Here is a 26,979-nt window from a genome sequence, read left to right as displayed (position 1 = left end):
AATATGGATTTTTTATACGACGCTTTCTATATTTTTTACAGCCAAGTAATGACAAAAGCGCCTCTATTATTAGGCTTAGTCACATTTATCGGTTATTGGCTATTAAAGCGCGATGGCACGACAATCCTCAAAGGGACAATCAAAACGATTGTTGGTTTTATGCTAGTTGGCGTGGGTGCCAGTACCTTAGTGTCCAGTTTTAAACCCGTCATCGAAAAAATGTCTGAATACCATGGACTTACAGGGTCAGTTATTGACCCATATACATCAATGATGGCCACCATGGAAGCGATGGGAGATAACTATTCATGGGTGGGCTATACCGTGTTGTTAGCTCTCGCAATTAATATTCTTTTAGTCCTTTTCCGCCGCGTCACCGGTATTCGTACCATTATGCTGACAGGGCATATTATGTTTCAACAAGCAGGCTTGATCGCTGTTTTCTATTTTGTACTCGGGACGAGCATGTGGGAAACCATTATTTATTCTGCGGTATTAATGGCACTGTATTGGGGTATTTCCTCCAATATTATGTTTAAACCGACGCAAGAAGTGACGGGAGGTGCTGGGTTCTCAATAGGTCATCAGCAACAATTTGCTTCATGGATAGCAACCAAAGTTGCTCCGAAACTGGGCGATAAAAAAGACAGCGTAGATAATTTAAAACTGCCCAAATGGTTGCATATATTCCATGACAGCATTTCCGCCACCGCCATTGTGATGACCTTATTCTTTGGCGTTATTCTGATTTCTTTTGGCATTCCCAACCTACAAACCATGGCAGGTACCACTCACTGGACTATTTATATCATTGAAACGGGTTTAAAATTTGCCGTTGCCATCCAAATCATTGTTACCGGTGTACGCATGTTTGTCGCTGAATTATCTGAAGCTTTCAAAGGTATTTCAGAGCGCGTGATCCCCAATGCTGTTCTTGCGATTGACTGCGCCGCTATCTATGCATTCTCCCCTAATGCCATGGTATTTGGTTTTATGTGGGGTGCTATCGGGCAATTTGTTGCGGTACTCGGTATGTTGGCATTCAACTCCCCCATTATGATCATTCCAGGCTTTATCCCTATGTTCTTCTCGAACGCCACTATCGGTATTTTTGCCAACCATTTTGGGGGTTGGAAAGCCGTCATGAAAGTGTGTTTCGTGATGGGTATCATTGAAGTATTGGGTTCAGCTTGGGCAATCAGCTTAATTAATAGCCAAGGTACGGACTTTAGTGGTTGGATGGGTATGGCCGACTGGGCCCTCGCCTTCCCTGTCATTATGCAAGGTTTGTCCTTCTCTAAAATGTTCTTCTTTGTCGTTGTCGCCCTCTCCCTTGTCTATATGTATTTTGCTGCAAAGAAACTTCGCGCCGAAGAAGATGCACAAAACCCAATCGAAACTGAAATGGAAACCAATGAAGAAGTCGAAGCTGCATCTATTGAACATAATGGTACTAAGCCTGTACGTATCTTAGCGGTTTGCGGCAATGGACAAGGCTCGTCCATGATGATGAAAATGAAAATTGGCCAGTACCTCGAAAAGAAAGGCATTCCTCATGTGATGGATTCTTGTGCAGTCTCCGATTATAAATCGAAATTACCAGCAACTGATATTATCGTTTCCTCTAAACACCTTAGTGCAGAAATGGATCCGGGTGATGGTAAATTCATTCTTGGCGTACAAAATATGCTCAACCCCAACTCATTTGGTGATGAACTACTCGATATCATACATACCAATTTTATAGGGAATAAATAGCATCACTCATGGGTATAGATATCGCTCATAACGGTATCTATTCACTTAATGTATAAAAATAGGAAGGCAATGATGGGATTTAAACAATCATTAATCGACAATAATTCGATACAGCTACAAGCATCCGCTGATAACTGGCGTGATGCCATTAAGATAGGCACAGACTTGCTCATCGCTTCAGGTGCGATAAAACCTAGCTATCATAAAGCAATTATCAACAGTATTGAAAAACTTGGGCCTTATATTTGTATCGCACCTAATTTAGCGCTTCCTCACGCAAGGCCTGAAGACGGGGTACTAAAAACCGCTTTTGCTTTAGTCACACTGGAAAAACCGATTGTTTTTGATGGCGAAGATGAGCCTGTTGACGTACTTATCACCTTGGCAGGCAGTTCATCCGATGAACATATGGAAGGTCTGATGGAAGTCACTCGTGTTCTCGATGATGAAGACAGTGAAACCGGCGTTGATCTTGAAAAACTACGCCGTTGCCGCACGATTGATGATGTTTATCAGGTTATTGATCAAGCATTATGCTAATTTAATGAAAATAAAAGAAAATCATTAATTAGCGATAGAGGTAATCAACTATGTATAACGTATTAGCGCTTGATTTGGATGGAACGGCTTTAACTCAAGAACATACGATCCACCCTGCAGTCAAACAAGCCATTCAACAAGCAGCAAAACAATGCCACGTCATGATAGTCACTGGTCGCCACCATACTGCTGCCCGCCCCTACTATGATGAACTCGGGCTAACTACGCCGATTATTTGTTGCAATGGTACTTATATCTATGATTACCAAAATGAAAAAGTTATCACGCACAATGCCCTTACCAAAGAGAATGCACTGACATTCATCGAATTAGCACAGAACGATAAACTGAAAATGGTGATGTACATCACCGATGCCATGGTGTATTCAAAAATCGACCCTATCGATTACATGAGTACAATGGAACAGTGGGCTAACGACTCAACCATGGCTCATCCACCGAAAATTTATCGCATTGATTCATTTGAAGAACAAGTCCAGCAGGCTGACTATATTTGGAAGTTCGTCGTCGAAGGTGAACCGTCTACGTTAGAACGTTTCTTAAATTCCCCTTGGATTAAACAAACTTTTAATGCCGAAAAATCATGGTCAAACCGTTTCGACTTTGCCGCAAAAGGCAATAACAAAGGAACGCGTTTAGCAGAATATCTTAACTCTCAGGGTTATAACTCAAACCAAGTTATCGCTGTTGGTGATAACCACAACGATATCTCCATGATTGAGCTAGCGGGCCTAGGCGTAGCAATGAAAAATGTCGATGACACGGTGAAATCCCATGCGAATGCTATCTGTGCTACAGATAATAACGGTGATGGCCTTGCGCGTCTAATCCATGAAAATATTTTAGGACAATCACAATGACAAAGCCTTTGATCCAAATTGCATTAGACCAAACCAACTTACCTGCCGCACTCGAAGTGGCTGAAAATGTACACACTTTCGTTGATATTATTGAGGTGGGTACAATTTTAGCGTTCGCTGATGGCATGAATGCGGTCTCTACTTTACGTCAAAAATACCCTAATCACATTCTGGTTTGCGATATGAAAACCACCGATGGGGGAGCCATTTTATCGAGAATGGCATTTGAAGCAGGAGCAGATTGGATCACAGTCTCAGCCGCGGCGCATATTGCCACTATTGCTGCCTGCAAAAAAGTTGCCGATGAGTTTAATCGTGAGATCCAAATTGAAATTTATGGTAATTGGACTTTTGAAGATGCCAAAAATTGGGTCGATTTAGGTATTTCCCAAGCGATTTACCACCGCTCCCGCGATGCTGAACTCGCCGGTATTGGCTGGACCAATGAAGATATCGAAAAAATGCGAAAACTGTCTGATTTAGGGCTAGAACTGTCCATTACTGGCGGTATCGTGCCGGAGGATATCCATTTATTTAACGGTATCAAGGCCAAAGCCTTTATTGCTGGCCGTGCATTAGTGGGCGATAAGGGTAAAAAAACGGCAGAAGCATTACGTGAGCAAATCAACCGTTTTTGGAAATAGTAATTAGGAATAATTCTGATTCAAAAACCAACCTTTCCGTTTAAAACTAGCTCGATTAAAATTCAGGCCAGCAAAATAGCTGGCCTTTTCAACAATCTATCGAGCTTGTGATTTATTAACCTAATTGCTTACGTGCATTACGGAAAATCTGCATCCATGGGCTGTCCTCTCCCCAATTTTCAGGGTGCCATGAGTTGCTTACCGTACGGAAAACACGCTCAGGATGCGGCATCATAATCGTTGCACGGCCGTCTTTCGATGTCACCGAAGTAATTCCATTAACTGACCCGTTCGGGTTAGCTGGATATTGCTCTGTCACTTGGCCATAGTTATTCACGAAACGCATCGCCACCAGCCCGTTATCTTCTAATTGCTGTAAATGTGCCGCTGCACGTGTTTCCACTTGCCCTTCACCATGAGAAACAGCAATAGGCATACGAGAGCCTGCCATATCTTGCAGTAATAACGATGGGCTATTCGCAATTTCTACTAAACTAAAGCGCGCTTCAAAACGTTCTGAACGGTTACGTACAAAGCGAGGCCAGAATTCCGCACCAGGGATCAGCTCATGTAAGTTCGACATCATCTGGCAACCATTACACACCCCAAGAGATAAGGTATCTGGGCGGTTAAAGAACGTAGCAAATTCATCACGAACTTTATTATTGAATAAAATAGATTTTGCCCAACCTTCACCCGCACCTAATACGTCCCCATAAGAGAAACCACCACAAGCCACCAATGTTTGGAATTGTTCCAAAGACAAGTTACCTGCAAGTAAATCACTCATGTGCACATCAACCGCATCAAAACCAGCACGGTCAAAAGCGGCGGCCATTTCCACATGCGAGTTCACGCCTTGTTCGCGTAAAACAGCCACTTTAGGGCGCACGCCTGACAAAATAAACGGCGCTGCGATGTCTTCTTCAATGTCATACGTCAGTTTCACATTCAAACCAGGGTCCTGGTTATCCTGTTTCATCGCATGCTCTTCGTCTGCACACACTTCGTTATCACGCAAGCGTTGCATTTGCCAAGTAGTTTCAGCCCACCATTGACGCAATAAACTACGAGATTCACGATATACAACCGTATCTCGGCTATTAATAATCACGACATCATCATGTATTGCAGAACCTAAATAATGAACGCAACCTGCCAGCCCTGCTTGCTCAAAACATTCTGCTACATATGCTCTATCGGCTTCATTAATTTGAATGACTGCTCCTAGCTCTTCGTTAAATAACGCCGCAAGCGTGTCTTCATCAAAAGAGCTGATATCAACATTAATACCGCAATGACCCGCAAAAGCCATTTCTACTAAAGTGACGAATAAACCACCATCTGAGCGGTCATGGTAGGCTAGAAGTTTTTGCTCTGATAACAACTTCTGAATTGTATTAAAGAAGCCAAGTAATACTTCAGGACTGCGTACATCAGGGGCTTTATTACCTAACTGACGATATACCTGTGCGAGCGCAGAGCCGCCCAGCGCATTATTGCCTTGCCCAAGGTCAATTAATAACAAGGCATTATCATTAGTTACTTTTAATTCAGGTGTCACTGTCAAGCGAACATCTTCAACACGACCAAATGCACTAATCACCAAAGAAAGTGGCGAGGTCATTTCGCGTTCTTCGCCATCTTGCTGCCAACGCGTTTTCATTGACATGGAGTCTTTACCAACTGGGATAGTTAAACCTAACGCAGGGCACAGTTCTTCTCCTACCGCTTTAACCGCTTCATATAGACCTGCATCTTCACCAGGGTGCCCAGCTGCTGCCATCCAGTTAGCCGACAATTTAACGCGTTTTAAATCTTGCACATAAGAACATGCGATATTAGTTAATGCTTCCCCAACTGCCATTCGTGCTGATGCAGCAAAGTCTACCAATGCTACTGGTGTTCTTTCACCTATTGACATGGATTCCCCATAGTAGCTATCTAAGCTAGCGGTGGTTACCGCGCAGTCAGCAACAGGAATTTGCCATGGGCCAACCATCTGATCACGTGCCACCATACCCGTCACTGTGCGGTCACCAATGGTGATTAAGAATGTTTTTTCAGCTACTGCAGGCAAATGTAGAACACGCTTCACCGCTTCATTTAAATTAATCGCTGTTCTATCTAATGAATCGGGCTCTGCCTTTAATGTTGTTACATCACGCAGCATTTTTGGTGTTTTACCCAGTAAAACATCCAAAGGCATATCTATAGGTTGGTTAGAAAAGTGTTCATCATTCAGTGTTAAATGTCGCTCTTCAGTCGCCTCCCCAATCACGGCAAATGGCGCACGTTCACGTTCACAAATCGCCGTAAAGACAGAAAGCTGCTCAGGTGAAACTGCCATCACATAGCGCTCTTGAGACTCATTACACCAAACTTCTAGCGGGCTCATGCCCGGTTCATCATTAAGAATTTTACGTAACTCAAAACGTCCACCGCGGCCACCATCACTCACCAGCTCAGGCATGGCATTCGATAAACCACCTGCGCCCACATCGTGGATAAATAAGATAGGGTTATCATCACCAAGCTGCCAGCAACGGTCGATAACTTCTTGGCAACGGCGTTCCATTTCGGCGTTATCACGTTGTACCGAAGCAAAATCGAGATCTGCGTCTGATTGGCCTGATGCCATTGATGATGCAGCCCCGCCACCTAACCCAATGTTCATTGAAGGGCCACCGAGTACAATCAGTTTTGCACCAACCGTAATATCGCCTTTTTGTACGTGATCTGCACGGATGTTTCCGATACCACCCGCTAACATAATAGGCTTATGGTAACCACGTAATTCTTCACCATTGTGGCTGTTAACTTTTTCTTCATACGTTCTGAAATAACCTAATAGCGCAGGACGACCAAATTCATTATTGAATGCCGCCCCACCTAATGGCCCTTCCATCATAATATCCAAAGCCGTCACAATGCGCTCTGGTTTACCAAAATCTTCTTCCCAAGGCTGTTCAAAACCGGGAATGCGTAAGTTAGAAACAGAAAAACCGACTAAACCAGCTTTTGGCTTCGCGCCGCGCCCTGTTGCGCCTTCATCACGAATTTCACCGCCAGAGCCTGTTGCTGCTCCCGGCCATGGTGAAATCGCTGTTGGGTGGTTATGAGTTTCCACCTTCATTAAGATATGAGCATCTTCTTGGTGGTAGCGGTATGTACGTCCTTCAGGTTCAGGAAAAAAGCGGCCAACAGACGAACCTTCCATAACGGCGGCATTATCTTTATAAGCAGATAAAACATGGTCAGGTGTTTTTTCAAACGTATTTTTAATCATTTTAAACAGTGATTTAGACTGTTTTTCACCATCAATTACCCAGTCTGCATTAAAGATTTTATGGCGGCAATGTTCTGAGTTTGCTTGCGCAAACATATAGAGCTCAACATCCGTTGGATTACGTTTTAACCCAGTAAATGCCTCTAACAGGTAATCAATTTCGTCATCGGCTAACGCGAGCCCCATTTCCCTGTTAGCTGTTTCCAATGCAAGGCGGCCACCTGTAATCACATCAATGGATTTCATTGGTGCCGGCTGTTGCTGCACAAACAGTGCGCTCGCTTGTTCAAAAGAAGAGAAAATGCTTTCCATCATGCGATCATGCAAAATGGCGATCACTTCATGCCACTGTTCTTGGGTCAATGCATCACCTTGAACATAATAAGCAATCCCGCGTTCGATACGCTTTACTTGGCGAAGACCACAGTTATGTGCAATATCGGTGGCTTTTGAAGACCACGGAGAGATAGTTCCCGGACGAGGAGTGACTAAAATAAGCTTACCGAATGGCTCGTGCTCAGCCAGAGAAGGACCATACTTTAACAAACTGCTCAGTTTGCCTTGCTCACTATCACTCAACGGCGCTGATAATTCAGCAAAGTGCATATACTCAGCATAGATATCCGTGACAGGAAGCTGTTTTTCTGCAAACAGCGCCAAAAGGCGGGTAATACGAAATGCTGATAGAGCAGGTGAACCACGCAAAATTTCCATCGTCTTAATTTCTCTCTTTTAAACGCCAGCCCTGAACATGAAAGCAGGGAAACCGGAACACATTATAGAGCAATGTTCATCAATACGAAACCGTTTGCGTGATTAAAAATAAAGCGATTAGTTAAATATTATTCTGTGCTAAATACGATAATATAGGTTGCACCGTTCCTAAATGTTGAGCAAAATAGCCGACTACTGGAATTATAACCATTACTTAGCCATACTCTTTTATGGACATACAGCACCAGCCAATGCACGAGAAACTATTATTTGAATAACTTAAAAGTTAACTATTTAATTATCGTGGTCATCGCGCTACTAGCAACTATGGTCATCGGTTTTAACGTCCGCTGGCCCAATACGCAGAATTCACAAATTAATAAAATTATTTCTCAAGGTGAATTACGTATTAGTGCCGTTAGCTCGCCACTTATCTATATTGATGAGCAGAAACAGCTGCGTGGGTTCGACTACGAGCTGGCTCAAGGCTTTGCCTCATACTTAGGCGTTAAACTCAAGATAACCATCCGCCCAACATTCGAGCAAATATTTGATGACCTTGAAAATGGCGATGCCGATATCGCGGTTGCGGGTTTACTGTATAACAAAGACCGTTTAGCCAAAACAAAAACTGGTCCAAGTTATCTTAATGTCACTCAACAACTTGTCTATCGCAAAGGAACAAATCGCCCCAAAAACTTCAATGAAATAACGGGTAAATTATTGGTAACAGCGGGTACGGCGCATGCAAGTACCTTGAAGGAACTCGCCAAGGAATACCCAAACCTAAAGTGGGAAGAAACCTCAAAATACAATACCAATCAAATCCTTGAAATGGTTGCCGATGGTGAGGTTGACTACACATTAGAAGACTCTATTGCCGTTGCACTACAGCAACGTATTCACCCGCAATTAGCGGTTGCTTTTGATTTATTGGATGATCATGCTGTTACTTGGTATATGCGTCGTAGTAAAGAAAACAGTTTAGATGCTGCGTTGCTTGATTTCTTCAACATCAGCCATGAAAGCGAATTACTTGCACGTCTTAATGAAAAATATTTCAGCCATGTAGAGTCTTTCGATTATTTCGACACAATGGCATTTATTAAAGCCATTGATAATAAACTCCCCGAGTATCAACCTCTATTTGAAAAATATGCTCAGGTAATTGACTGGAAATTATTAGCGGCTATTGCATGGCAAGAGTCCCATTGGGATCCTTTAGCGACCTCACCTACGGGGGTACGCGGGCTAATGATGCTAACAAAGCCAACCGCAACAACAATGGGTATTGCGGATAGGTTAGACCCGGAAGAAAGCATAAAGGGCGGCGCCGCTTATATTGCTTATATTATGGAGCGTTTACCTGAAACCATCGAAGAGGATGACCGTATCTGGTTTGCCCTTTCCGCCTATAATATGGGGTATGGGCATATGCAGGATGTCCGTAAATTAACTGAAATGTTAGGCGGAGACCCTAACCGGTGGTTAGATGTAAAAGCCCGTTTACCTTTATTGACGCAGAAAAAATATTACTCACAACTCACTTATGGTTATGCACGTGGCCACGAAGCTTATCGTTACGTTGAGAATATTCGTCGTTATCATCAAAGTTTAGTGGGTTACTTACAAAGCCAAGAAAGAAAACAGCATGCTCTTGATATTGCCCAGAAGTCACTTATTTATTTGATTTCTCCTGAGAACCATAGCACTACTGAATCTCAAGCTATGCAAAATCAGTCCCCTATTTCTGAAAAAGTTAGTATGACGAATTTAGGGAAAATGAGTTCTGCGGCGCGGCCATCTAAAACTCTTGATGAAAAAAGGCTGCCATTAGGAAAATATTTACTTTCATTACACCCATCACAAAATACCGATGAGACCGATAATGAAACACCTATCTCGCCACCAGAAGCACCTGAAAACTCGCTATAAATCATGCTGAAATAAAATAAGTGCGCTAAATTTTACTGTGTTAGCGCTTTTGTTCTTTTTTTTGCGCTCTACGCAATTTAAAAAAAGCACTCAGCATTGAAGAACATTGCTCTTCTAGAACACCACCAGTCACATCCACATAATGGTTTAGCCCGGCTTGCCCCATAATATCTAGGTAGGAACCACAAGCGCCAGTTTTAAAATCCTTAGCACCATAAACGACACGATTAATACGGCTGTGGATCATTGCGCCTGCACACATAATGCAAGGCTCTAACGTTACATATAATGTGGTATCCAATAACCGATAATTTGACAGCACTTGCCCTGCTTGTTGCAGAGCCATAATTTCAGCATGTGCTGTTGGATTATGGTCAATAATCGAACGATTCCAGCCTGAAGCAATTAAACGATTGTCTTTAACTAAGACCGCACCAACAGGAATTTCGCCAAGATCTTGTGCTTTTAGCGCAAGTTCAATAGCTTGTTGCATCCAATACTCATCAATTTCAATTTGCGTCACTCTTACCTCTGGTCAATGCGTTTTACACGCGATTATCCTCAAATGTTAGAATGACCGCAATTAAAATGCTTTTGTCTCTGTAATAGCAACCTCATTTTAATTGCTAAAAATCGCTAATTTAGCTGCAAACCCCATAAAGAAAGCGCCTACCGTACAATTTCCAAGCTTTGCAAGGAGTTGCTTTTCACGCAAAAAACGCGCAATCAAATAGCCACTAAAAATCAATAAGCTCAGGTATAAAAAACTCACTAATTCTAAAATCGTCGCAAGTACAAGGTAAGGTACCCATGCATGTGAGTAATTAAAGTCAACAAATTGTATAAAGAAAGAAATATAAAATAAAATTGCTTTCGGGTTTGTTAAGCTCAGCACTAGAGCGCGAGTAAAGTGTTTTTCTGTTTTAATTGGGATAGCATCAATACCGTTTGGCTGCGATTTTTTATACATAAATGTGCTATATAAAATCTTACCGCCTAAATATAGTAGATAAGCCGCACCTAAATAGCGAACTATCATAAATAATGTCGGGGATGCTTTAATCACTGAAGCGACACCGATAAATGACAGGAAAATTAATATTGCATCTCCAGTAAATACACCTAGAGCAGCCCGATAACCAAACCGAGTACCACTCGATGTACTTGTTTTTAATACATATAATGAGTTAGGTCCTGGTACAATAATGATTAAAACTAACCCTGCCAAATAAGTCCAGAAGTTAAGAACGCCAAGATTTTCGAACATATTTTTGACCCTTTATCTTTTTTATTATTTTTATCATAACTTTCACTCTTTGTGAATATTTATTCAATTAATTAGATATATGAAATGAACTGATAATAAAGATTATTTTAAATCAAACTTATTTATGATTACTAGGCTTATTCATTATTAACAACGGAAGGAATAAATATATGCTTATTATTAGAACCTTAGTATAAAATGGAGCATTCGAAGATTTCTATCCAACAAAGATGACCTTTAGTGCAGCTAAACGTAATTATTTTTTAGGGCACTCAAAAGATAAAACTTACGTTGTATACTCTATGGCAGATAATGGTAAAGTTGCCCCGAATGCTCCAGTACAAAAAGGAAAACTGAAATCCTACCTTAGTAACATTCAAGCATTCTATAATTCAGTAAAAAATAAACAATATTTATGTGGTTATAATTTAAATGAAAAAATTGTCGAATTGTACCAAATAGATGATAAAGCGGGTATACAGCCGATCAATGTTGATAACTTCAACGTTAGAGATACCATTCAATCAGCAACACTTTATATCGCTAATGGTCTTATTCATATATATAGCCAAGCAGAAAAAATAAAAACTAGAAAATCCATAGCTATTCAATAGAGGAATAATAACACCGAATTATACTTCAGTTAAAATTCAAAATACATAAGGGTCAAGTATAAGGCCATTATTGATAATAATTAAACATACTCCCCATAAAATTCTAAAAAAATCCCTTTATCATTGATTAACAAATAAATAAATAAATAAATAAATAAATAAATAAATAAATAAATAAATAAATAAATAAATAATATTTTAACATTAAAATTTTTTAATTAAAAACAACTTCCTTTTCAATTTTTTTAAATCATGCATTTCCTATTAAAATATAATTCATTTTTAGCTAATACTAAATCCATAACCAAACAGCAATAAAAAACACTAATAAAACCAAATAATTCATTTACATTCCATTAACCAAACCATTTGATTTGAATATTCCTATTTTTCAGAAGAAAGTAGCCATTCTGCATAACAATGAACTTAAAAAAATTACATTTAAATAATATGAAAAATAAGTATTGTAATTTAGTATTACTTTTTCAAGCTTTTCAATGTAAAATGGTTGCACAAAAACACAAGAATTGAATAGAAGTAACGAATAGGTGCAAGGTATAAGTTACTATTTTTTAACTTAGTCGAGTATAAGTCACTGATATGTCTTTATTAATTACAAAACGCTGTATCAATTGTGATATGTGTGAACCTGAATGCCCAAATGATGCAATTTTTATGGGTGACGAAATTTATGAGATTGACTCAAACCTATGCACTGAATGTGTAGGGCACTACGATAAGCCTACCTGCCAATCAGTATGTCCCATAAACAATACTATCATTATTGATCCCAATCATATCGAAAGCCAAGATCAGCTATGGGATAAATTTGTTATGATCCACCACGCAGACAAAATTTAAACCTCTATGATTACTTTAAGAATTCATCATTATAAAAAAAATAAACATAATAATATTTAGTAGTAGCTTACTTCCTATGATGAATTCTTATCAGTTTAAGCTTATATAAGTTTTCGCTTATACAATTTATTACCAAAGATTAATAAACATTATATTCTGATAATATTTATTACTATTACAATAAATATTTTCTGATACATTAACCCCTCGCATTTACCAATTTTCAAAGAGGGACATTATGACCAAATCAAGTGAAAGCGTTCAAAAAAGTAAATTTAATAATTATTACAGCACAAGTTTAGTTTATACTGTAAAAGACTATAATTACTTTATTGGTATAGCTAAGAACAAGTCTTTTGTTATTTATGAAATAACAAAAGATGGAAAAATAGATCTTAAAAATTTTGTACAAGATGGAGTGTTAGATACTTTCCATGATGACCTCCAAGTTGTTTATGAACCAAATCAAAACAAACAATTCCTTATATGTACAAACACCACTGAGTCTAAATTAGATATATTTACTATTTATGCAAATGGTTCTATAAAACTATTTGACTCCCTTGACTATAAAAGAAACTCTAAACAAGGAACAGCAATTTATGCTGAAAATGGATTTTTCTTCTTTTATGAACAATCTCAGCGAACTTTAGAGTGGGAAATTAGAAAATTTGTAAGAGAATAATATAATTTCACCATGGAAAATAGTTTTTAATTAAACTAATTACAAAGCGATGTATTATTAGCCAGTCAATTCTTTATTAACTGATTGAATGGCCATTTTATTTCATAGCGTTAACCATATATATTTAACTTAAAATAAGTATTGTATTCTATTTTCAGATAATATATCTTTTACTTTAATAGGTTATTTATTGGCTAATCAAACAAGCAATAAATAACCTATATTTTTCTACTACTTAGAAAGACTTTAATTCTTCATAATACTTTCAATTATCACAGTAGCTACCGCATAATGCCGCTCATCGGTAATCGAAACATGAAAGTGTGTTGCATGTATGCAGTTAGCCAACGTTAATGCCTCATCACTTAAGCTCAATAAGGGTTTCCCAAGCTTGTCATTAGTGACTTCAAATTGATTAAACGCTAGACCATTGCGAATTCCCGTACCTAGTGCTTTTGCTGCAGCTTCTTTAACTGCAAAGCGTTTTGCTAAAAAGCGAGCTGGCTTTGATTGTTGTTGGTACTGGACTAACTCAGCCTCCGTTAAAATGCGTTTAGCAAGGCTGTCACCTGTACGTTCAATCATAGACTCAATACGAGCAATTTCCACAATATCTGTACCTAACCCTACAATTGCCATTATTTACGCGCTTCCAACAGAATTTTTTTCATATCAGCAACGGCTTGAGCTAACCCACTGAACAATGCTCGGCCAATAATTGCATGACCAATATTAAGCTCATAAATTTCAGGTAACTGAGCAATACGTTGAACGTTATGATAGGTTAAGCCATGACCTGCATTGACTTTAATTCCTTTACTCGCCGCATATATAACGCCATCATGAATACGGCGAAACTCAAGTTCTTGCTCCTGTTCTGTTTTAGCATCTGCATAGGCTCCTGTATGGATTTCAATAAACGGAGCACCACACTCTTGCGCAGCATCAATTTGTGCGTGGTCTGCATCAATAAACAATGAAACTAAAATACCCGCTTCTGTGAGGCGTTTAACAGCATCTGCAACTTTCTGTTTTTGCCCTGCGACATCTAAACCGCCTTCCGTGGTCACTTCCTCCCGTTTTTCAGGTACTAAACAGCAGAATGCAGGCTTAATACGACAAGCAATCTCTACCATTTCGTCCGTTACCGCCATTTCAAGATTCATTCGAGTTTGAATGGTTTCATTTAGCAATGTGACATCTCTATCTGTAATATGACGGCGGTCTTCACGTAAATGAATGGTGATACCATCAGCTCCCGCTTGTTCAGCAACGAACGCAGCTTGTACAGGATCTGGATATTGAGTTCCTCTTGCATTTCTAACCGTTGCAATATGGTCGATATTTACGCCTAACAAAAGCTCTGCCATTTTTTATTCCTCATTAGTAAACGCTAATAAACTTATCTGCCTACTATCCTACTGTAATTTCCTGTGCTGAGGGAATAAATCTCTCATCATTCGAAGTAAATTCCAATATACATACCCTATTTCAGTCGTTGTATTTAATTTTTGCGAAGCGCTTCGTAAGATTTTATATCGACAAAAAAATATATTGTTTGATAAAGCCAGTTCAGCTAAAAAGATACATGAGAAAGGGATATATAGAGGTATTAGGGGTATTAGCGGTATAACAAACTAGGTAAAAATAAAATTAAAAACAATTTCAACTCTGTTTGTTCTGCACAACTGGCGAATAAGTAAACTGGCGAAATAACTCTCGGCTTTTTAAAGGTTTTCCACCTAAATAAGGCTTTAAAGCAAGTCGAGTAAAACGTTTTGCTGCTTTAAGCGTATCTGCATCAGGAAATTCGCGACTTGCCAGTGCTTTAAGTTGTTTACCCGTAAAACTAAGCTGGTCAACAACCAAACTACCAATAAATCCTTTTTCTTCTCTATACCGGTAAGTCATTGTGTCAGAAACGGGCTCCCCGCTACCAGCACAATGTAAAAAATCAACACCATAACCAAGGTAAGAAAGCAAGGCTAGCTCAAAGCGACGCAAGGCAAATTCAGGAGTGTGCTCACTCGCAGCAAGAATTTGTAAACAGGAGAGATAATCAAAAAATAGTGCAGAATATGGTGTACCAAATTCTAATACACGCGCGGTTAATTCATTAAGATATAAACCGCTATATAGAACGGTTCCTGTTAAAGGGAGGGCTAAAGAAACCGGGTCTGCACTAATTAAGGTTTTGATTTCACCTTTGCCTCCCCAGCGGATTAGCAAAGGTGTGAAGGGCTGTAAGCAGCCCCTTAATGGTGAGCGATTACGGCGAGCGCCTTTTGCAAGTAAACGTATTTTTCCTTCGCCTTCAGTAAAAAAATCGAGTAATAAACTCGTCTCACTGTAAGGCCTTGAATGGAGTACAAACGCACGCTGCCAACCACTCACTTTGCCACCTACTATTTTAGGTCGTCAACATAACCCAGGCTACGTAATGCTCTTTCGTCATCAGCCCAGCCTGATTTAACTTTAACCCAAAGCTCAAGGTGCACCTTGTTATCAAACATTCTTTCCATATCGATACGCGCTTCGGTACCGATGGTTTTCAGTTTGCTACCTTTGTTACCAATAACCATTTTCTTTTGGCCTTCACGCTCAACAAGAATCAAGCCATTGATATGGTAAATACCCGCTTCTGTTACCTTAAATTGTTCAATTTCAACCGTCACCGAATATGGTAGTTCATCACCTAAGAAACGCATGAGCTTTTCACGGATAATCTCAGATGCCATAAAACGCTGAGAACGGTCAGTAATGTAATCTTCCGGAAAATGGTGTACTGCTTCAGGGATATGCTGTTTAACAATTTTAGCAATTGTATCCACACCAGTACCTTTTTCAGCACTAATCGGAACAACATCTAAAAAATTCATTTTCTGACTGATCATACTAATATGAGGCAATAGTATCGTTTTATCAGTCACATTATCAATTTTGTTAATTGCTAATATAACAGGGCAACGTAAGCTAGATAATTTAGTCAATACCATTTCATCATCAGCGGTCCAATTAGTCCCTTCAACGACAAAAATAACTAACTCAACATCACCAATTGAACTGGATGCAGCCCGGTTCATTAAACGGTTAATTGCACGTTTTTCTTCAATATGAAGTCCTGGGGTATCAACATAAATAATTTGGTAATTATCTTCTGTATGGATCCCCATAATACGATGGCGAGTCGTCTGTGGCTTTCTCGAAGTAATCGAAACTTTTTGCCCCAGTAATTGATTCAATAATGTCGATTTACCGACATTTGGCCGTCCAACTATGGCAACAAAACCACAGTGGGATTGTAATTCACTCATTCAAGCTCCAAAATTTTCAATGCTTGCTCTGCTGCTGCTTGCTCTGCTTTACGACGGCTTGAGCCAACACCATTAATCGGTTGGTCAATACCACTAACTTGGCAGTGGATCGTAAATTCTTGATCGTGAGCTTCACCTTTAACCTGAACAACCAAATAATTAGGTAGTGGCAAATGGCGCCCTTGCAGATATTCTTGTAACCTTGTTTTCGGGTCTTTTTGCTTATCACCCGGACTGATCTCAACCAGTCTACTTTGATACCAATCTAAAATAATTCTTTCGATCGTTTGGATATCACTATCTAAAAAAATACCACCGATCAGTGCTTCAACAGTATCAGCAAGGATAGATTCGCGACGAAAACCACCGCTTTTTAATTCCCCCGGCCCTAAACGTAAACACTCACCGAGTTCAAATTCACGTGCGATTTCTGCTAATGTATTTCCGCGTACAAGCGTTGCTCGCATACGACTCATATCACCCTCGTCCACTTTTGGAAAACGGTGGTATAAGTCATTTGCAATCACAAAACTCAAAATTGAGTCACCTAAAAACTCTAGACGCTCATTATGTTTGCTACTTGCACTTCTATGTGTCAATGCTTGGATTAATAACTCGTTCTGTTTGAATTGATAACCAAGCTTACGCTGTAATTTTTCTAATAAAGAGGGGTTCATGTGCGCCCAACCATTTTTTATTTGATAAAAAAGCACACGCAACAGACCTGTAAAATTCACCATTTTACAAAACTGTTGCGTTTGCACTGACTCCTTATGCTTCCATATATTTTACAGCTCAGTGGAACTAATTATAAAAATTCATTAGTTACAATAAGTTAAAATAGGAGAGTTAATAATTGGGGAGCCAATAATATTAATTAATCTATATTGTACACTGGGTAAAACAATAATGCTTCGGTTAATGCGGATTTTCAAATGAAAACCCGCATTTCCAACATTTGGCTAGACCCACTATTCAAATTATAGTGGACCAATTCGGCTAAAGCGAATACCTGTCGGCCATTCATTTTCTTGTTTATCAAGACTTAACCAAATAAATACTGCACGACCGACTAAATTTTCTTCTGGTACAAAGCCCCACATACGACTGTCAGAGCTATTATCTCTGTTGTCACCCATCATAAAGTAGTGCTTTTCAGGAACAATCCATTCGTTCTTCGGCATACCTGGTTGCAGATATTTAGCTTCAGTAATTGCTTGACGAATAATTAAAATTTGATGCTCAACCGTATCCAATTTTTCACTACGCTCATACTGGCGTAACGCATTCCTTGGTAGAGGTTGGTCTAATGGAATTTCATAATTCCCCTTTTGGTTATCAACAACAGAACCGATATCAAGGAACATGGTCCATTCACTCGGCGCCAGAGGACCATAAACAATAGGTAAGGTCTCTGTACATTTGTTATCTGCACAATTCGGGTAAATTGTTAATTCCTTTGCATCTGGGTTATAAATAATTTTATCACCCGGCATTCCAATAACTCGTTTTACAAAATCAACATTAGGATCTCTTGGGTATTTAAAAACTGCGATATCGCCACGTTTCGGTTTACCCGTTTCGATTAACGTCGTTTGTGTAATTGGGTCTTTTAAACCATAAGCAAATTTCTCAACCAACATAAAATCACCAACTAACAACGTTGGCATCATTGACCCTGAAGGTATTTGAAATGGCTCATAAATAAATGAACGCACAATCAGTACAATCGCCAACACAGGGAAAATAGACGACCCTGTTTCAAGCCACGATGGGCGGCGGACAGCATTTGCCACATCCGCTTCACTCACGGCGCCATTCGTTGCATCCTGTAACTGCTTGAGTTTTGCTTTACGCGCAGGTGCAAATTTAAACTTGTCTAAACACCATATAATCCCTGTGATTAATGTTGCCAGTGTTAGGATCAAGGCAAAGGTGTTAGCCATTGAGGCTCCTTGTAAACTTAGTCTTTACCAACATGCAATATAGCAAGGAACGCTTCTTGTGGTAGCTCAACGTTACCAACTTGCTTCATACGTTTCTTACCATCCTTTTGCTTCTGCAACAGTTTTTTCTTACGGCTAACGTCACCACCATAACACTTGGCAAGTACGTTTTTACGCAATTGTTTAACTGTAGAACGAGCAATAATATGGTTACCAATCGCTGCTTGAATCGCAATATCGAACTGCTGACGCGGGATTAGCTCTTTCATTTTTTCGACCAGTTCACGACCGCGATATTGAGAATTCGCACGGTGTGTGATCAAGGCCAAAGCATCAACACGTTCATTATTAATAAGAACATCGACACGCACCATATCTGATGCTTGGAAGCGTTTAAATGCATAATCTAAAGATGCATAGCCGCGAGACGTTGATTTTAAGCGATCGAAGAAATCCAATACTACTTCTGCCATTGGGATTTCATAAGTCAGCGATACTTGATTACCATGATAGACCATATTGGTCTGAACGCCACGTTTCTCAATACAAAGTGTAATAACGTTACCCAAATATTCTTTAGGCATCAGCATGTGACACTCTGCGATTGGTTCACGTAATTCTTCAATATTGTTCAATGCCGGTAGCTTAGATGGGCTATCGACATACACGATATCACCGTTAGTTTGCTGCACTTCATACACGACAGTCGGTGCAGTGGTAATCAAATCAAGATCATATTCACGTTCTAAACGTTCTTGAATGATTTCCATATGCAATAAACCAAGGAAACCACAACGGAAGCCGAAGCCTAACGCAGTCGAAGTTTCTGGTTCATAAAATAAAGATGCGTCATTTAGACTTAATTTACCTAATGCATCACGGAATGATTCATAGTCATCAGAACTGACGGGGAATAAGCCTGCATATACCTGTGGTTTAACTTTTTTAAACCCTGGTAACGCTTTATCTGCCGGGTTGCGAGCCCCAGTTAATGTATCCCCAACTGGGGCGCCAGTGATATCTTTAATCGCACAAACTAACCAGCCCACTTCACCGCAACTTAATACATCGCGGTCGATTTGCTTCGGTGTGAAAATCCCAAGGCGGTCTGCGTTATACACTTGCCCTGTGCTCATAACTTTAATTTTATCGCCTTTTCTCAATGTTCCGCTCTTAATACGGATCAAAGAAACCACGCCTAAATAGTTATCAAACCAAGAGTCAATAATCAGTGCTTGTAACGGAGCATCTGCATCACCAACAGGTGGTGGAATCTCTTTAACAAGACGTTCAATCACATCTTGAACACCAATACCGGTTTTTGCAGAGCAGCGAACTGCATCATGTGCGTCAAGGCCGACAATATCTTCGATTTCATCGGCAACACGTTCAGGATCAGCAGCTGGTAAATCAATTTTATTTAAGACCGGAACAACTTCTAAGTCCATCTCGATAGCGGTATAGCAATTTGCCAAAGTTTGAGCTTCAACACCTTGCCCTGCATCAACCACCAGCAAAGCCCCCTCACAGGCAGCTAATGAACGAGACACTTCATAAGAGAAGTCAACATGACCTGGTGTGTCAATGAAGTTTAATTGGTAAGTTTCACCATCTGAAGCTTTGTAATCAAGCGTTACGCTCTGTGCTTTAATAGTGATCCCACGCTCACGCTCTAAGTCCATCGAGTCTAAAACTTGTGCCGCCATTTCGCGGTCAGTTAAGCCACCACAAATTTGAATGATGCGGTCTGACAAGGTCGACTTGCCATGGTCGATATGTGCAATGATGGAAAAATTTCTTATGTTATTGATTTTCAAGGTAATATCTTCTTTTAAATTGCCTTACAAAATCAGCTTTGTGCAAATATTGCAACAAAACTAAAATGCTATGATTATCACAAGATTGTTAATTAGCTGCATTTTACATATAAGAACCCGCTAACACAAAGATTCAATGTAAAACAACTGTAAACCTGCATCAGGTTAATAGATTAGTTGTCGTGATTCATCATTAATACAACTCACACCAACCACTTCTATAGCCATAGTCAATCTATTGTAATTTCTAACTCAAAACAGACAAAATTGGTTAATAACTTTGTTCGCCATAATACTATTTGTTTGCTAATTAACTCTAATCCACAAAAAAGGGAAACATAAGTTTCCCCTTTCTATTGATAATATCAAATTAACCTTCTAACTCAATATATTGAAATTTAGCAATTAATTTGTACTGAAAGCTCACTCGGAGGTAGCCCTATCTGTAAAACAACAGGTTGAAAAGCTTCATCATCACGCCAATTTGAGGCTAGTCTACGCGCAATATAAAAGCCAATAATACCACCAATTATACCTGAAATCGCTATCCAAAACTGCTCAAAATCAAACGCCTGAGCTAAACCTGCAAAAATAAACAACCCCAAAATAGGCGTTAAGTAAACTAATAGCGCTGAACGGATCAAGCTTCCCTCCGGGATGCCCACTTCAATTTTTTGCCCTTCAACTAGCGGTTGTTCAATCGCAATTTCTAATTCATGTTCCGTATTTGGCCCTATTTTGCTTAAAGCATAAGAACCACAGGTTTTACGAGCACCACAACTACCACAGCCGGACGAAGAACCATAGCGCAATAAAGCTCTACCGTTTTGCCAACGGACTACTGTTGCCCACTCTTTTACCATAATTTACTCCCGAAACTGAATACTACCTGCTACCACTTGCGCTGTTGCTAACGGTAATTCACCAATGATAGTGATAACATTTTGCTTTTGCGTCATTGTGTAAATAGTACGACGCCCATTTTGAAGCGGTTGATCAAGTAACGGGCCTTTAGTCGATTTTGTCACGTTTACAGAAAAGGTAAATAAACCATCACTAAACATTGCGGTTTCTACTACGTCGTCTTCAGCTAATTTTCGCGAAGAACGAGATATTTCTTCAAAACCAGGAGGTAACATGCCAACTTGCCATTTAAAAGAAGGATTTCCATTTTTAGGGGAAATCAATAATGGTGGCATATTTACCTTACTTAATGCGAGTAATGAGTCTTTCACTGTTTGGCTATCTAGCACCGTCGAGATCACACGAAATTGTTCTAATGTTTGGCTATTATTATCAAGAAGGTCGATACGTAATGGCAATTTCGTTTCTTCATCGATTAATACTACATAGTTAAACCGAGAGTTGTCTTTCGATATTATGCGAATCACTAACGCAGGCCTATCACCAATATGGGTACGTCCCGCATCAATAAAATTATAATAAGGTTTAATTTGCTGATAATTGGCAAAAACTACTGATGGCAAATTATCAACTATATATTTGCCATTTAAGCTAAATGCATCAAAACCTGGTTCAAAATAACTAATACTATTACCTTTTTGAACAATTTCACGACGCGATGAGTCCATTTGGATCATTTGTGAAACAGGCTCACCATTAATGATTGCATGGCGATAACGTACAGGCGTTATTGATTGCGGACTAAATGTCATATAAGACATTTCGTAAGAAAGGTTCTGGGCAGCATTCCCCATTTCTTTAAAAAGAACATCGGCATCTATTTCAGATGCCGAAGCTTGATTAGAAATAATCAGGCTGCCCGTCAGGCAGATGACGGATAACCATTTATTCATTATTGCAATTTAACTCCTGCTGAAGACGCAGGTTGTGCAGACTCTTGATATTGCTGGTTGAGCATCGAGCGTCTTTCAATTTCATACTGTTGTAGCATCGCATTAATGCGTTGATTTTGTTGTTCAACTTGTTGAAGTTGCTGCTCATTACCAAATAATTGGTTATCTGAGATATTCAAGCTAACTGGTGCCCCGCTGCCGACAGGAATGGTATTGAACATTGGCTCATCAACCGGTGAGTCAACCGCATTACTTTGGTTGTATTGTTGAACGCCAACAATTACAGCCAAAGACACACAGGCTGCAACACCAATTTGAGTTAACTGGCTCGCCCAAGGACGAATTTTGCCCCAGAATGGGAAAGCCCCCCAAGTCGCAGGCTCTGGCTGCGATTCGACAACTACCTGAGGATTAATACGCACAGCTTCATTCTCTAATGCTGCCGCAACTTTACTTGCAATATCAAAATGCATGACTTCACTAGTATCGTTACGTAGAGTATCACGAATAAGATGATAGCTCTCCCAACGTTGTTTTAACGTTGAATCACGTGAAATAGCGCTGACCAGTTCTAAGTCTAGTACTTCGCCATCCATCATTGCGGAAAGTTTCTCTCTTTGCATGCCCAATTACCTTCAGTTAATTGCATCACAATTATGTTTAATTGACTGATTTAACATACTAATACTGTTGAATCAGTGGCTGAACTTTATTATCAATCGCTTCCCTTGCCCTAAAAATACGAGAACGTACGGTGCCGACTGGGCAATCCATTATTTCTGCGATTTCTTCATAGCTCAAACCATCTAACTCGCGGAGCGTAATTGCCATTCTAAGATCTTCAGGCAGCGATTCGATGGTCCGGAAAACAACTTTCTTTAATTCATCAGACAACATTAAGTTCTCTGGGTTCGAAATTTCTTTTAAGGCACTCGCGGTTTCAAAGTTTTCTGCATCACTCGCTTCCAAGTCCGACGCGGGTGGGCGCCTATCTTGGGCAACTAAATAATTTTTAGCTGTATTTACCGCAATCCGATAAAGCCAAGTATAAAATGCGCTGTCACCACGAAACGAACCAATGGCGCGATAAGCTTTTATAAATGACTCCTGCGCAACGTCAGGCACATCTGCTTGCGGTACATAGCGAGATACTAAGCTCGCGACTTTATGCTGATATTTTATCACCAATAAGTTGAAAGCTTGTTGATCGCCTTTTTGTACCTTTTCAACCAAAATCTGGTCGGTCAATTGCTCGCTCATTCCAGGAAGTATCTCCCGAATTCAGGCCGATAATATGTTAACTTGATCATGTTCTCCCTTCCTAAAGCAAGCACTACTTTGAGTAGTAGAACTCGTTGAAGTTCAATTTAATCTAAAAAAATAGTCAAAAATTTACAAAACTGATGAAAAAATTACTTGGTTGATCTTAAAGATCCTTATTAAAACAACTAACTACAAGATCCAGAAGACAGCATACAGATTTTAGGCACGAATGCGATAGCTATCACACTAAAACCATTTGAATACGTAAATAGCGCTAGGTCAATATACTGTACCTTAACAGCCATCCACTCATAGCAATAGGACACTCGATAGGCTAACATAAAAAACTCAATACATACTATTATATACATGCAAACACTTATGAACGAATCCACACAGCATTACACTGATATTTTAATCATTGGGAGTGGTGTCGCAGGACTTTCAGCTGCCTTGCGGCTCGCCCCCTTTCATCAAGTGACCATTCTTAGTAAAAGCAGCCTTAGCGAAGGAGCATCTTATTACGCACAAGGCGGTATTGCTGCAGTTTTTGATGACACTGACAGCATCGAATCTCATGTAGAAGATACACTAATTGCTGGTGCAGGTATCTGCCAGAAAGAAGCTGTTGAGTTTATTGCCTCCAATGCAAAACAATGCGTTCAATGGCTTATCGACCAAGGTGTTTTATTCGATACAGAGATTACCGAGAACGGCGAAACACAGTATCATTTGACCCGTGAAGGCGGCCATAGCCATCGACGAATTCTCCATCATGCTGATGCGACAGGAAAAGAAGTTGAAACCACGTTAGTCGACCTCGCTTTTGCTCACCCAAACATTCATATTAAAGAACGCTATAATGCCGTCGACCTAATCCTTTCTAGCACAGCTGAATCACCGCGAATTTTAGGTGCTTACGTTTGGAACCGCCAAAAAGAACAAGTTGAAACTATTCGAGCGAAAACGATTGTTCTGGCTACGGGTGGAGCGGCTAAAGTTTATCAATATACCACTAATCCAGATATTTCTTCTGGTGATGGCATTGCAATGGCATGGCGAGCTGGCTGTCGTGTTGCTAACCTTGAGTTTAATCAATTTCACCCAACTTGTTTATTTCATCCACAAGCACGTAATTTTTTATTAACTGAGGCATTACGTGGTGAGGGAGCTTACCTCAAGCGCCCTGATGGTAGCCGGTTTATGCCAGATCACGACGATCGTGGTGAACTTGCCCCTCGCGATGTTGTTGCACGTGCTATTGACCATGAAATGAAACGCCTTGGTGCTGATTGCATGTATTTGGACATTAGCCATAAGCCTAGCGATTTCGTTAAAAACCATTTCCCGACTATTTATGCGAAATTGATGACTTTAGGGTTAGACCTCACTCAAGAGCCCATCCCTATCGTCCCAGCGGCCCATTACACATGCGGTGGTGTAATTGTCGATGAAACGGGTATGACTGATATCACGAATCTCTATGCAATTGGCGAAGTGAGCTACACCGGCTTACATGGTGCAAACCGTATGGCATCCAATTCGCTATTAGAATGCTTGGTATACGGCTGGGCGGCGGCTGAAAACATTAATAAAACGATCAAACAGATCGATGATATTCCCTATTTATCTGAGTGGGATGAAAGCCGAGTACATAACTCAGATGAACAGGTGGTTATTCAACATAATTGGCATGAATTACGTCTATTTATGTGGGACTACATGGGGATCGTCAGAACGACTAAACGCCTTGAACGTGCATTACGCCGCATCCATTTACTTCAACAAGAGATTCACGATTATTACGCCAACTTTCGTATCTCAAATAATTTATTGGAACTACGAAACCTAGTTCAAGTTGCTGAATTAATGGTTCGTTGTGCATTAGAACGCAAAGAAAGCCGGGGATTACATTACACCTTAGATTACCCAGAACCACTTCCTAATTCAGGCCCCACTATTTTACAACCTGAATAACGTGAGCTAGGGCCGGCCTTAAGTGCCGGCTTTAGTATTTCACATAAAATGGCTGAATTAGTTTACGAAATTCATCAGTATACTCACCCTTTTCATCTTTGAGTGCCAGCGATGTCACTTGTGTTTGTGTCTCTTGCAGTTGAATGCCCAATAGCATGCGATGGTAGGCTGTTGTAGGTTTATCACTAACATTAACGCGAAAAGCAGTAAACCAGCCTGAATTCTCAGCCATCTTCTGCATTTTTTCACCGACCTCATAGGGCAGCACTAAACAAAATAGTCCATGAGATAGAAGACAGGATTTTGCACTTTCTAGTAATACATCATGAGTTAATGTCGCGGTATATCGCGCTTGATCTCGTTTTTCATCCCGACACGCAACCGCAGGTTCGAAATACGGTGGGTTGCTCACAATCAAATCATACTGAACTGAATGCAACTGGCTGTAGCTGACAATATCTTGGTTGATAACATGCAAACGCTCAGCCCATGGCGATTCAGTAAAGTTTCCCTGCGCTTGCACTGCGGCATCACTATCTAATTCGACCGCATCAACACGTAACTTTGTATTTCTTTGCGCTAACATCAAGGCTATTAACCCACTACCACTTCCAATGTCTAATACAGATTGAACACCGTCCACGGGAGCCCAAGCCCCCAATAGCACGCCATCCGTCCCCACTTTCATCGCACATCGGTCATGAGCCACAAAAAACTGTTTAAACGTAAAACCGCCTTTACGGTAATTCTTTTTTTGCTTACACATGCAAACACTCTAATTGGCTAATACTTGTTCGAATATTCTCATTCTAAGCAAATAAAAGTCATAATTTAACCTATTTGCTACAATATAATTCTCATATTATGGGAATTATATTTGAGACGAAAAAAATTTACTGATAAGTTCGAAAAAAAGGAGATGCTATGAACAGTATAAATAGAACCTTAGACATCTTGTCTTACATCACAACTTGCGCATCTCCAGTGACGCCACAGTCTATCTCATCAGCGTTAGAGATCCCGTTATCAACCGTCTATCGTTTACTAACAATTCTCATAGATTGGGAATTTGTATCTCACGCAAAACAATATGGCACATACTGTGTCGGCTCGCAGAGTATCAAAAATCAAGAAAAATACTATCACCACAGTTTATTGATGAGCGCATCTAAACAAGAACTGCAAACTTTAGCGAAAAAAACCCAAGAAACGGTGGCGATTATTACCTCAAATTTACGAGAGACCATTTGTGTCGACATGATTGAGAGTGAACAAGCGCTACGCTGTTCTTTTATTATTGGGCGAGGCAATACTATAGTTAAGGGAGCAAGTGCGAAAACCTTGTTAGCTTTTCGTCATGAACTCTATCAAAACCAAGTACTTGAAGCTCATACAAAGCAGTTAACCACTGAACAACAAAAAATAAAGCTACAACAAGATTTACAACAGATACGCAAGCAAGGTTACGGCATGTCTGTGAGTGAAATCGATGAAGGCGTACTGGGGGTATCTGCACCGATTTTCAAAGGAAATGATGTGTTAGCTGTCGTTTCAGTTATGGCACCTGAATTCCGCTCTACACATCGCGTGGATGAATTTATCACGCACACCTGCCAAACAGCGCATAACATCACTAAATTAATTAACTTGGAGTAAC

Annotated in this window: 25 protein-coding genes; 10 read left to right on the top strand and 15 right to left on the bottom strand. The window is 40.0% G+C overall.

The genetic code is table 11. The annotated features are described in order from the left end of the window. Positions 1–3: 3 nt before the first annotated feature. From ACU696_RS09245 to ACU696_RS09230, 4 genes are all read left to right on the top strand, one after another. Positions 4–1,758, top strand: coding sequence for a PTS ascorbate-specific subunit IIBC (locus tag ACU696_RS09245; RefSeq protein WP_109911459.1), 1,755 nt, complete (start codon positions 4–6; stop codon positions 1,756–1,758). 72 nt (positions 1,759–1,830) lie between these two features. After that, complete coding sequence (locus tag ACU696_RS09240; RefSeq protein WP_109911458.1) at positions 1,831–2,298, top strand: PTS sugar transporter subunit IIA; 468 nt, start codon at positions 1,831–1,833, stop codon at positions 2,296–2,298. A gap of 50 nt (positions 2,299–2,348) precedes the next feature. Then, complete coding sequence (locus ACU696_RS09235) at positions 2,349–3,179, top strand: Cof-type HAD-IIB family hydrolase (protein ID WP_447343063.1); 831 nt, start codon at positions 2,349–2,351, stop codon at positions 3,177–3,179. Beyond that, positions 3,176–3,823, top strand: a complete 648-nt coding sequence (locus tag ACU696_RS09230) for a 3-keto-L-gulonate-6-phosphate decarboxylase UlaD (protein WP_164528615.1) — start codon at positions 3,176–3,178, stop codon at positions 3,821–3,823. Before ACU696_RS09235 ends, ACU696_RS09230 begins: the two co-directional genes overlap by 4 nt. A 115-nt stretch (positions 3,824–3,938) precedes the next feature. On the opposite strand, the gene purL is transcribed toward ACU696_RS09230, so the two are convergent. Continuing rightward, a complete protein-coding gene (gene purL, locus ACU696_RS09225; protein ID WP_209101998.1) occupies positions 3,939–7,826 on the bottom strand; it encodes a phosphoribosylformylglycinamidine synthase in 3,888 nt (1,295 codons plus the stop codon). Between the two features lie 270 nt (positions 7,827–8,096). On the opposite strand from purL, the gene mltF reads away from it, so the two are divergent. Next, complete coding sequence (mltF, locus tag ACU696_RS09220) at positions 8,097–9,761, top strand: membrane-bound lytic murein transglycosylase MltF (protein ID WP_109911453.1); 1,665 nt, start codon at positions 8,097–8,099, stop codon at positions 9,759–9,761. 40 nt (positions 9,762–9,801) lie between these two features. Here mltF and tadA read toward each other — a convergent pair whose 3' ends face one another. Together tadA and leuE are read right to left on the bottom strand one after the other, a co-directional pair. Next, positions 9,802–10,284, bottom strand: coding sequence for a tRNA adenosine(34) deaminase TadA (tadA, locus tag ACU696_RS09215; protein ID WP_109911452.1), 483 nt, complete (start codon positions 10,282–10,284; stop codon positions 9,802–9,804). A gap of 96 nt (positions 10,285–10,380) precedes the next feature. After that, positions 10,381–11,028 carry a leucine efflux protein LeuE gene (leuE, locus tag ACU696_RS09210; RefSeq protein ID WP_004912773.1) on the bottom strand — a complete coding sequence of 216 codons (648 nt, stop codon included), beginning with the start codon at positions 11,026–11,028 and terminating at the stop codon, positions 10,381–10,383. Between the two features lie 302 nt (positions 11,029–11,330). Between leuE and ACU696_RS09205 the strand changes: the two genes are divergently transcribed. The 3 genes from ACU696_RS09205 to ACU696_RS09195 all read left to right on the top strand — a co-directional run bounded on the left by ACU696_RS09205 (position 11,331) and on the right by ACU696_RS09195 (position 13,188). After that, the gene (locus ACU696_RS09205) at positions 11,331–11,642 is read left to right on the top strand and encodes a hypothetical protein (RefSeq protein WP_231136862.1); all 312 of its coding nucleotides are present in this window, start codon (positions 11,331–11,333) and stop codon (positions 11,640–11,642) included. Between the two features lie 600 nt (positions 11,643–12,242). Next, on the top strand, positions 12,243–12,503 hold the full coding sequence (locus ACU696_RS09200) for a YfhL family 4Fe-4S dicluster ferredoxin (protein WP_004912777.1): 261 nt from the start codon (positions 12,243–12,245) through the stop codon (positions 12,501–12,503). A gap of 238 nt (positions 12,504–12,741) precedes the next feature. Then, positions 12,742–13,188: a hypothetical protein gene (locus tag ACU696_RS09195; RefSeq protein WP_004912779.1), complete on the top strand. Its 447-nt coding sequence runs from the start codon at positions 12,742–12,744 to the stop codon at positions 13,186–13,188. A 246-nt stretch (positions 13,189–13,434) separates the two neighbouring features. Here the strand turns inward: ACU696_RS09195 and acpS are convergent, their stop codons facing one another. The 11 genes from acpS to rpoE all read right to left on the bottom strand — a co-directional run bounded on the left by acpS (position 13,435) and on the right by rpoE (position 23,342). Then, positions 13,435–13,827 carry a holo-ACP synthase gene (acpS, locus tag ACU696_RS09190; RefSeq protein WP_123382549.1) on the bottom strand — a complete coding sequence of 131 codons (393 nt, stop codon included), beginning with the start codon at positions 13,825–13,827 and terminating at the stop codon, positions 13,435–13,437. Beyond that, positions 13,827–14,558, bottom strand: a complete 732-nt coding sequence (pdxJ, locus tag ACU696_RS09185) for a pyridoxine 5'-phosphate synthase (protein WP_004912787.1) — start codon at positions 14,556–14,558, stop codon at positions 13,827–13,829. Before pdxJ ends, acpS begins: the two co-directional genes overlap by 1 nt. 295 nt (positions 14,559–14,853) lie before the next feature. Then, a complete protein-coding gene (gene recO, locus ACU696_RS09180; protein WP_004912788.1) occupies positions 14,854–15,582 on the bottom strand; it encodes a DNA repair protein RecO in 729 nt (242 codons plus the stop codon). An 11-nt stretch (positions 15,583–15,593) separates the two neighbouring features. Continuing rightward, positions 15,594–16,502: a GTPase Era gene (gene era, locus ACU696_RS09175; RefSeq protein WP_004912791.1), complete on the bottom strand. Its 909-nt coding sequence runs from the start codon at positions 16,500–16,502 to the stop codon at positions 15,594–15,596. Continuing rightward, positions 16,499–17,179 carry a ribonuclease III gene (gene rnc, locus ACU696_RS09170; protein WP_004912793.1) on the bottom strand — a complete coding sequence of 227 codons (681 nt, stop codon included), beginning with the start codon at positions 17,177–17,179 and terminating at the stop codon, positions 16,499–16,501. The genes era and rnc overlap by 4 nt, the downstream gene beginning before the upstream one ends. A 303-nt stretch (positions 17,180–17,482) precedes the next feature. Next, entirely contained in the window at positions 17,483–18,448 is a 966-nt protein-coding gene (lepB, locus tag ACU696_RS09165; RefSeq protein WP_004912796.1) for a signal peptidase I, read from the bottom strand. A gap of 17 nt (positions 18,449–18,465) precedes the next feature. Beyond that, positions 18,466–20,259, bottom strand: coding sequence for a translation elongation factor 4 (gene lepA / locus ACU696_RS09160; RefSeq protein WP_042851876.1), 1,794 nt, complete (start codon positions 20,257–20,259; stop codon positions 18,466–18,468). Between the two features lie 404 nt (positions 20,260–20,663). Beyond that, a complete protein-coding gene (gene rseC, locus ACU696_RS09155; protein ID WP_109911448.1) occupies positions 20,664–21,128 on the bottom strand; it encodes a SoxR-reducing system protein RseC in 465 nt (154 codons plus the stop codon). 3 nt (positions 21,129–21,131) lie between these two features. Beyond that, positions 21,132–22,082 (bottom strand): sigma-E factor regulatory protein RseB, encoded by a 951-nt coding sequence (gene rseB / locus ACU696_RS09150; RefSeq protein ID WP_004912804.1) that lies wholly within the window; start codon positions 22,080–22,082, stop codon positions 21,132–21,134. Next, positions 22,082–22,705, bottom strand: coding sequence for an anti-sigma-E factor RseA (gene rseA / locus ACU696_RS09145; protein WP_004912807.1), 624 nt, complete (start codon positions 22,703–22,705; stop codon positions 22,082–22,084). The genes rseB and rseA overlap by 1 nt, the downstream gene beginning before the upstream one ends. 58 nt (positions 22,706–22,763) lie before the next feature. Further along, positions 22,764–23,342, bottom strand: a complete 579-nt coding sequence (gene rpoE / locus ACU696_RS09140) for an RNA polymerase sigma factor RpoE (protein WP_004912810.1) — start codon at positions 23,340–23,342, stop codon at positions 22,764–22,766. 384 nt (positions 23,343–23,726) lie between these two features. Between rpoE and nadB the strand changes: the two genes are divergently transcribed. Further along, positions 23,727–25,322, top strand: coding sequence for an L-aspartate oxidase (gene nadB / locus ACU696_RS09135; protein WP_162598828.1), 1,596 nt, complete (start codon positions 23,727–23,729; stop codon positions 25,320–25,322). 31 nt (positions 25,323–25,353) lie between these two features. On the opposite strand, the gene trmN is transcribed toward nadB, so the two are convergent. Continuing rightward, on the bottom strand, positions 25,354–26,088 hold the full coding sequence (gene trmN / locus ACU696_RS09130) for a tRNA(1)(Val) (adenine(37)-N(6))-methyltransferase TrmN (RefSeq protein WP_196719396.1): 735 nt from the start codon (positions 26,086–26,088) through the stop codon (positions 25,354–25,356). A 158-nt stretch (positions 26,089–26,246) separates the two neighbouring features. Between trmN and ACU696_RS09125 the strand changes: the two genes are divergently transcribed. Next, complete coding sequence (locus ACU696_RS09125) at positions 26,247–26,978, top strand: IclR family transcriptional regulator (protein ID WP_196723853.1); 732 nt, start codon at positions 26,247–26,249, stop codon at positions 26,976–26,978. Position 26,979 lies beyond the last annotated feature (1 nt).

This window comes from Providencia sp. PROV_01, from assembly GCF_053098325.1.
This window is presented reverse-complemented; position numbering and strand designations above follow the sequence as displayed.

Coding starts and splice junctions, on each gene's coding strand:
- ACU696_RS09245 (WP_109911459.1), top strand. CDS start 4: ATGGATTTTTTATACGACGCTTTCTATATTTTTTACAGCCAAGTAATG.
- ACU696_RS09240 (WP_109911458.1), top strand. CDS start 1,831: ATGGGATTTAAACAATCATTAATCGACAATAATTCGATACAGCTACAA.
- ACU696_RS09235 (WP_447343063.1), top strand. CDS start 2,349: ATGTATAACGTATTAGCGCTTGATTTGGATGGAACGGCTTTAACTCAA.
- ACU696_RS09230 (WP_164528615.1), top strand. CDS start 3,176: ATGACAAAGCCTTTGATCCAAATTGCATTAGACCAAACCAACTTACCT.
- purL (WP_209101998.1), bottom strand. CDS start 7,826: ATGGAAATTTTGCGTGGTTCACCTGCTCTATCAGCATTTCGTATTACC.
- leuE (WP_004912773.1), bottom strand. CDS start 11,028: ATGTTCGAAAATCTTGGCGTTCTTAACTTCTGGACTTATTTGGCAGGG.
- ACU696_RS09205 (WP_231136862.1), top strand. CDS start 11,331: ATGGCAGATAATGGTAAAGTTGCCCCGAATGCTCCAGTACAAAAAGGA.
- ACU696_RS09200 (WP_004912777.1), top strand. CDS start 12,243: ATGTCTTTATTAATTACAAAACGCTGTATCAATTGTGATATGTGTGAA.
- ACU696_RS09195 (WP_004912779.1), top strand. CDS start 12,742: ATGACCAAATCAAGTGAAAGCGTTCAAAAAAGTAAATTTAATAATTAT.
- acpS (WP_123382549.1), bottom strand. CDS start 13,827: ATGGCAATTGTAGGGTTAGGTACAGATATTGTGGAAATTGCTCGTATT.
- pdxJ (WP_004912787.1), bottom strand. CDS start 14,558: ATGGCAGAGCTTTTGTTAGGCGTAAATATCGACCATATTGCAACGGTT.
- era (WP_004912791.1), bottom strand. CDS start 16,502: ATGAGTGAATTACAATCCCACTGTGGTTTTGTTGCCATAGTTGGACGG.
- rnc (WP_004912793.1), bottom strand. CDS start 17,179: ATGAACCCCTCTTTATTAGAAAAATTACAGCGTAAGCTTGGTTATCAA.
- lepB (WP_004912796.1), bottom strand. CDS start 18,448: ATGGCTAACACCTTTGCCTTGATCCTAACACTGGCAACATTAATCACA.
- rseC (WP_109911448.1), bottom strand. CDS start 21,128: ATGGTAAAAGAGTGGGCAACAGTAGTCCGTTGGCAAAACGGTAGAGCT.
- rseB (WP_004912804.1), bottom strand. CDS start 22,082: ATGAATAAATGGTTATCCGTCATCTGCCTGACGGGCAGCCTGATTATT.
- rseA (WP_004912807.1), bottom strand. CDS start 22,705: ATGCAAAGAGAGAAACTTTCCGCAATGATGGATGGCGAAGTACTAGAC.
- rpoE (WP_004912810.1), bottom strand. CDS start 23,342: ATGAGCGAGCAATTGACCGACCAGATTTTGGTTGAAAAGGTACAAAAA.
- nadB (WP_162598828.1), top strand. CDS start 23,727: ATGAACGAATCCACACAGCATTACACTGATATTTTAATCATTGGGAGT.
- trmN (WP_196719396.1), bottom strand. CDS start 26,088: ATGTGTAAGCAAAAAAAGAATTACCGTAAAGGCGGTTTTACGTTTAAA.
- ACU696_RS09125 (WP_196723853.1), top strand. CDS start 26,247: ATGAACAGTATAAATAGAACCTTAGACATCTTGTCTTACATCACAACT.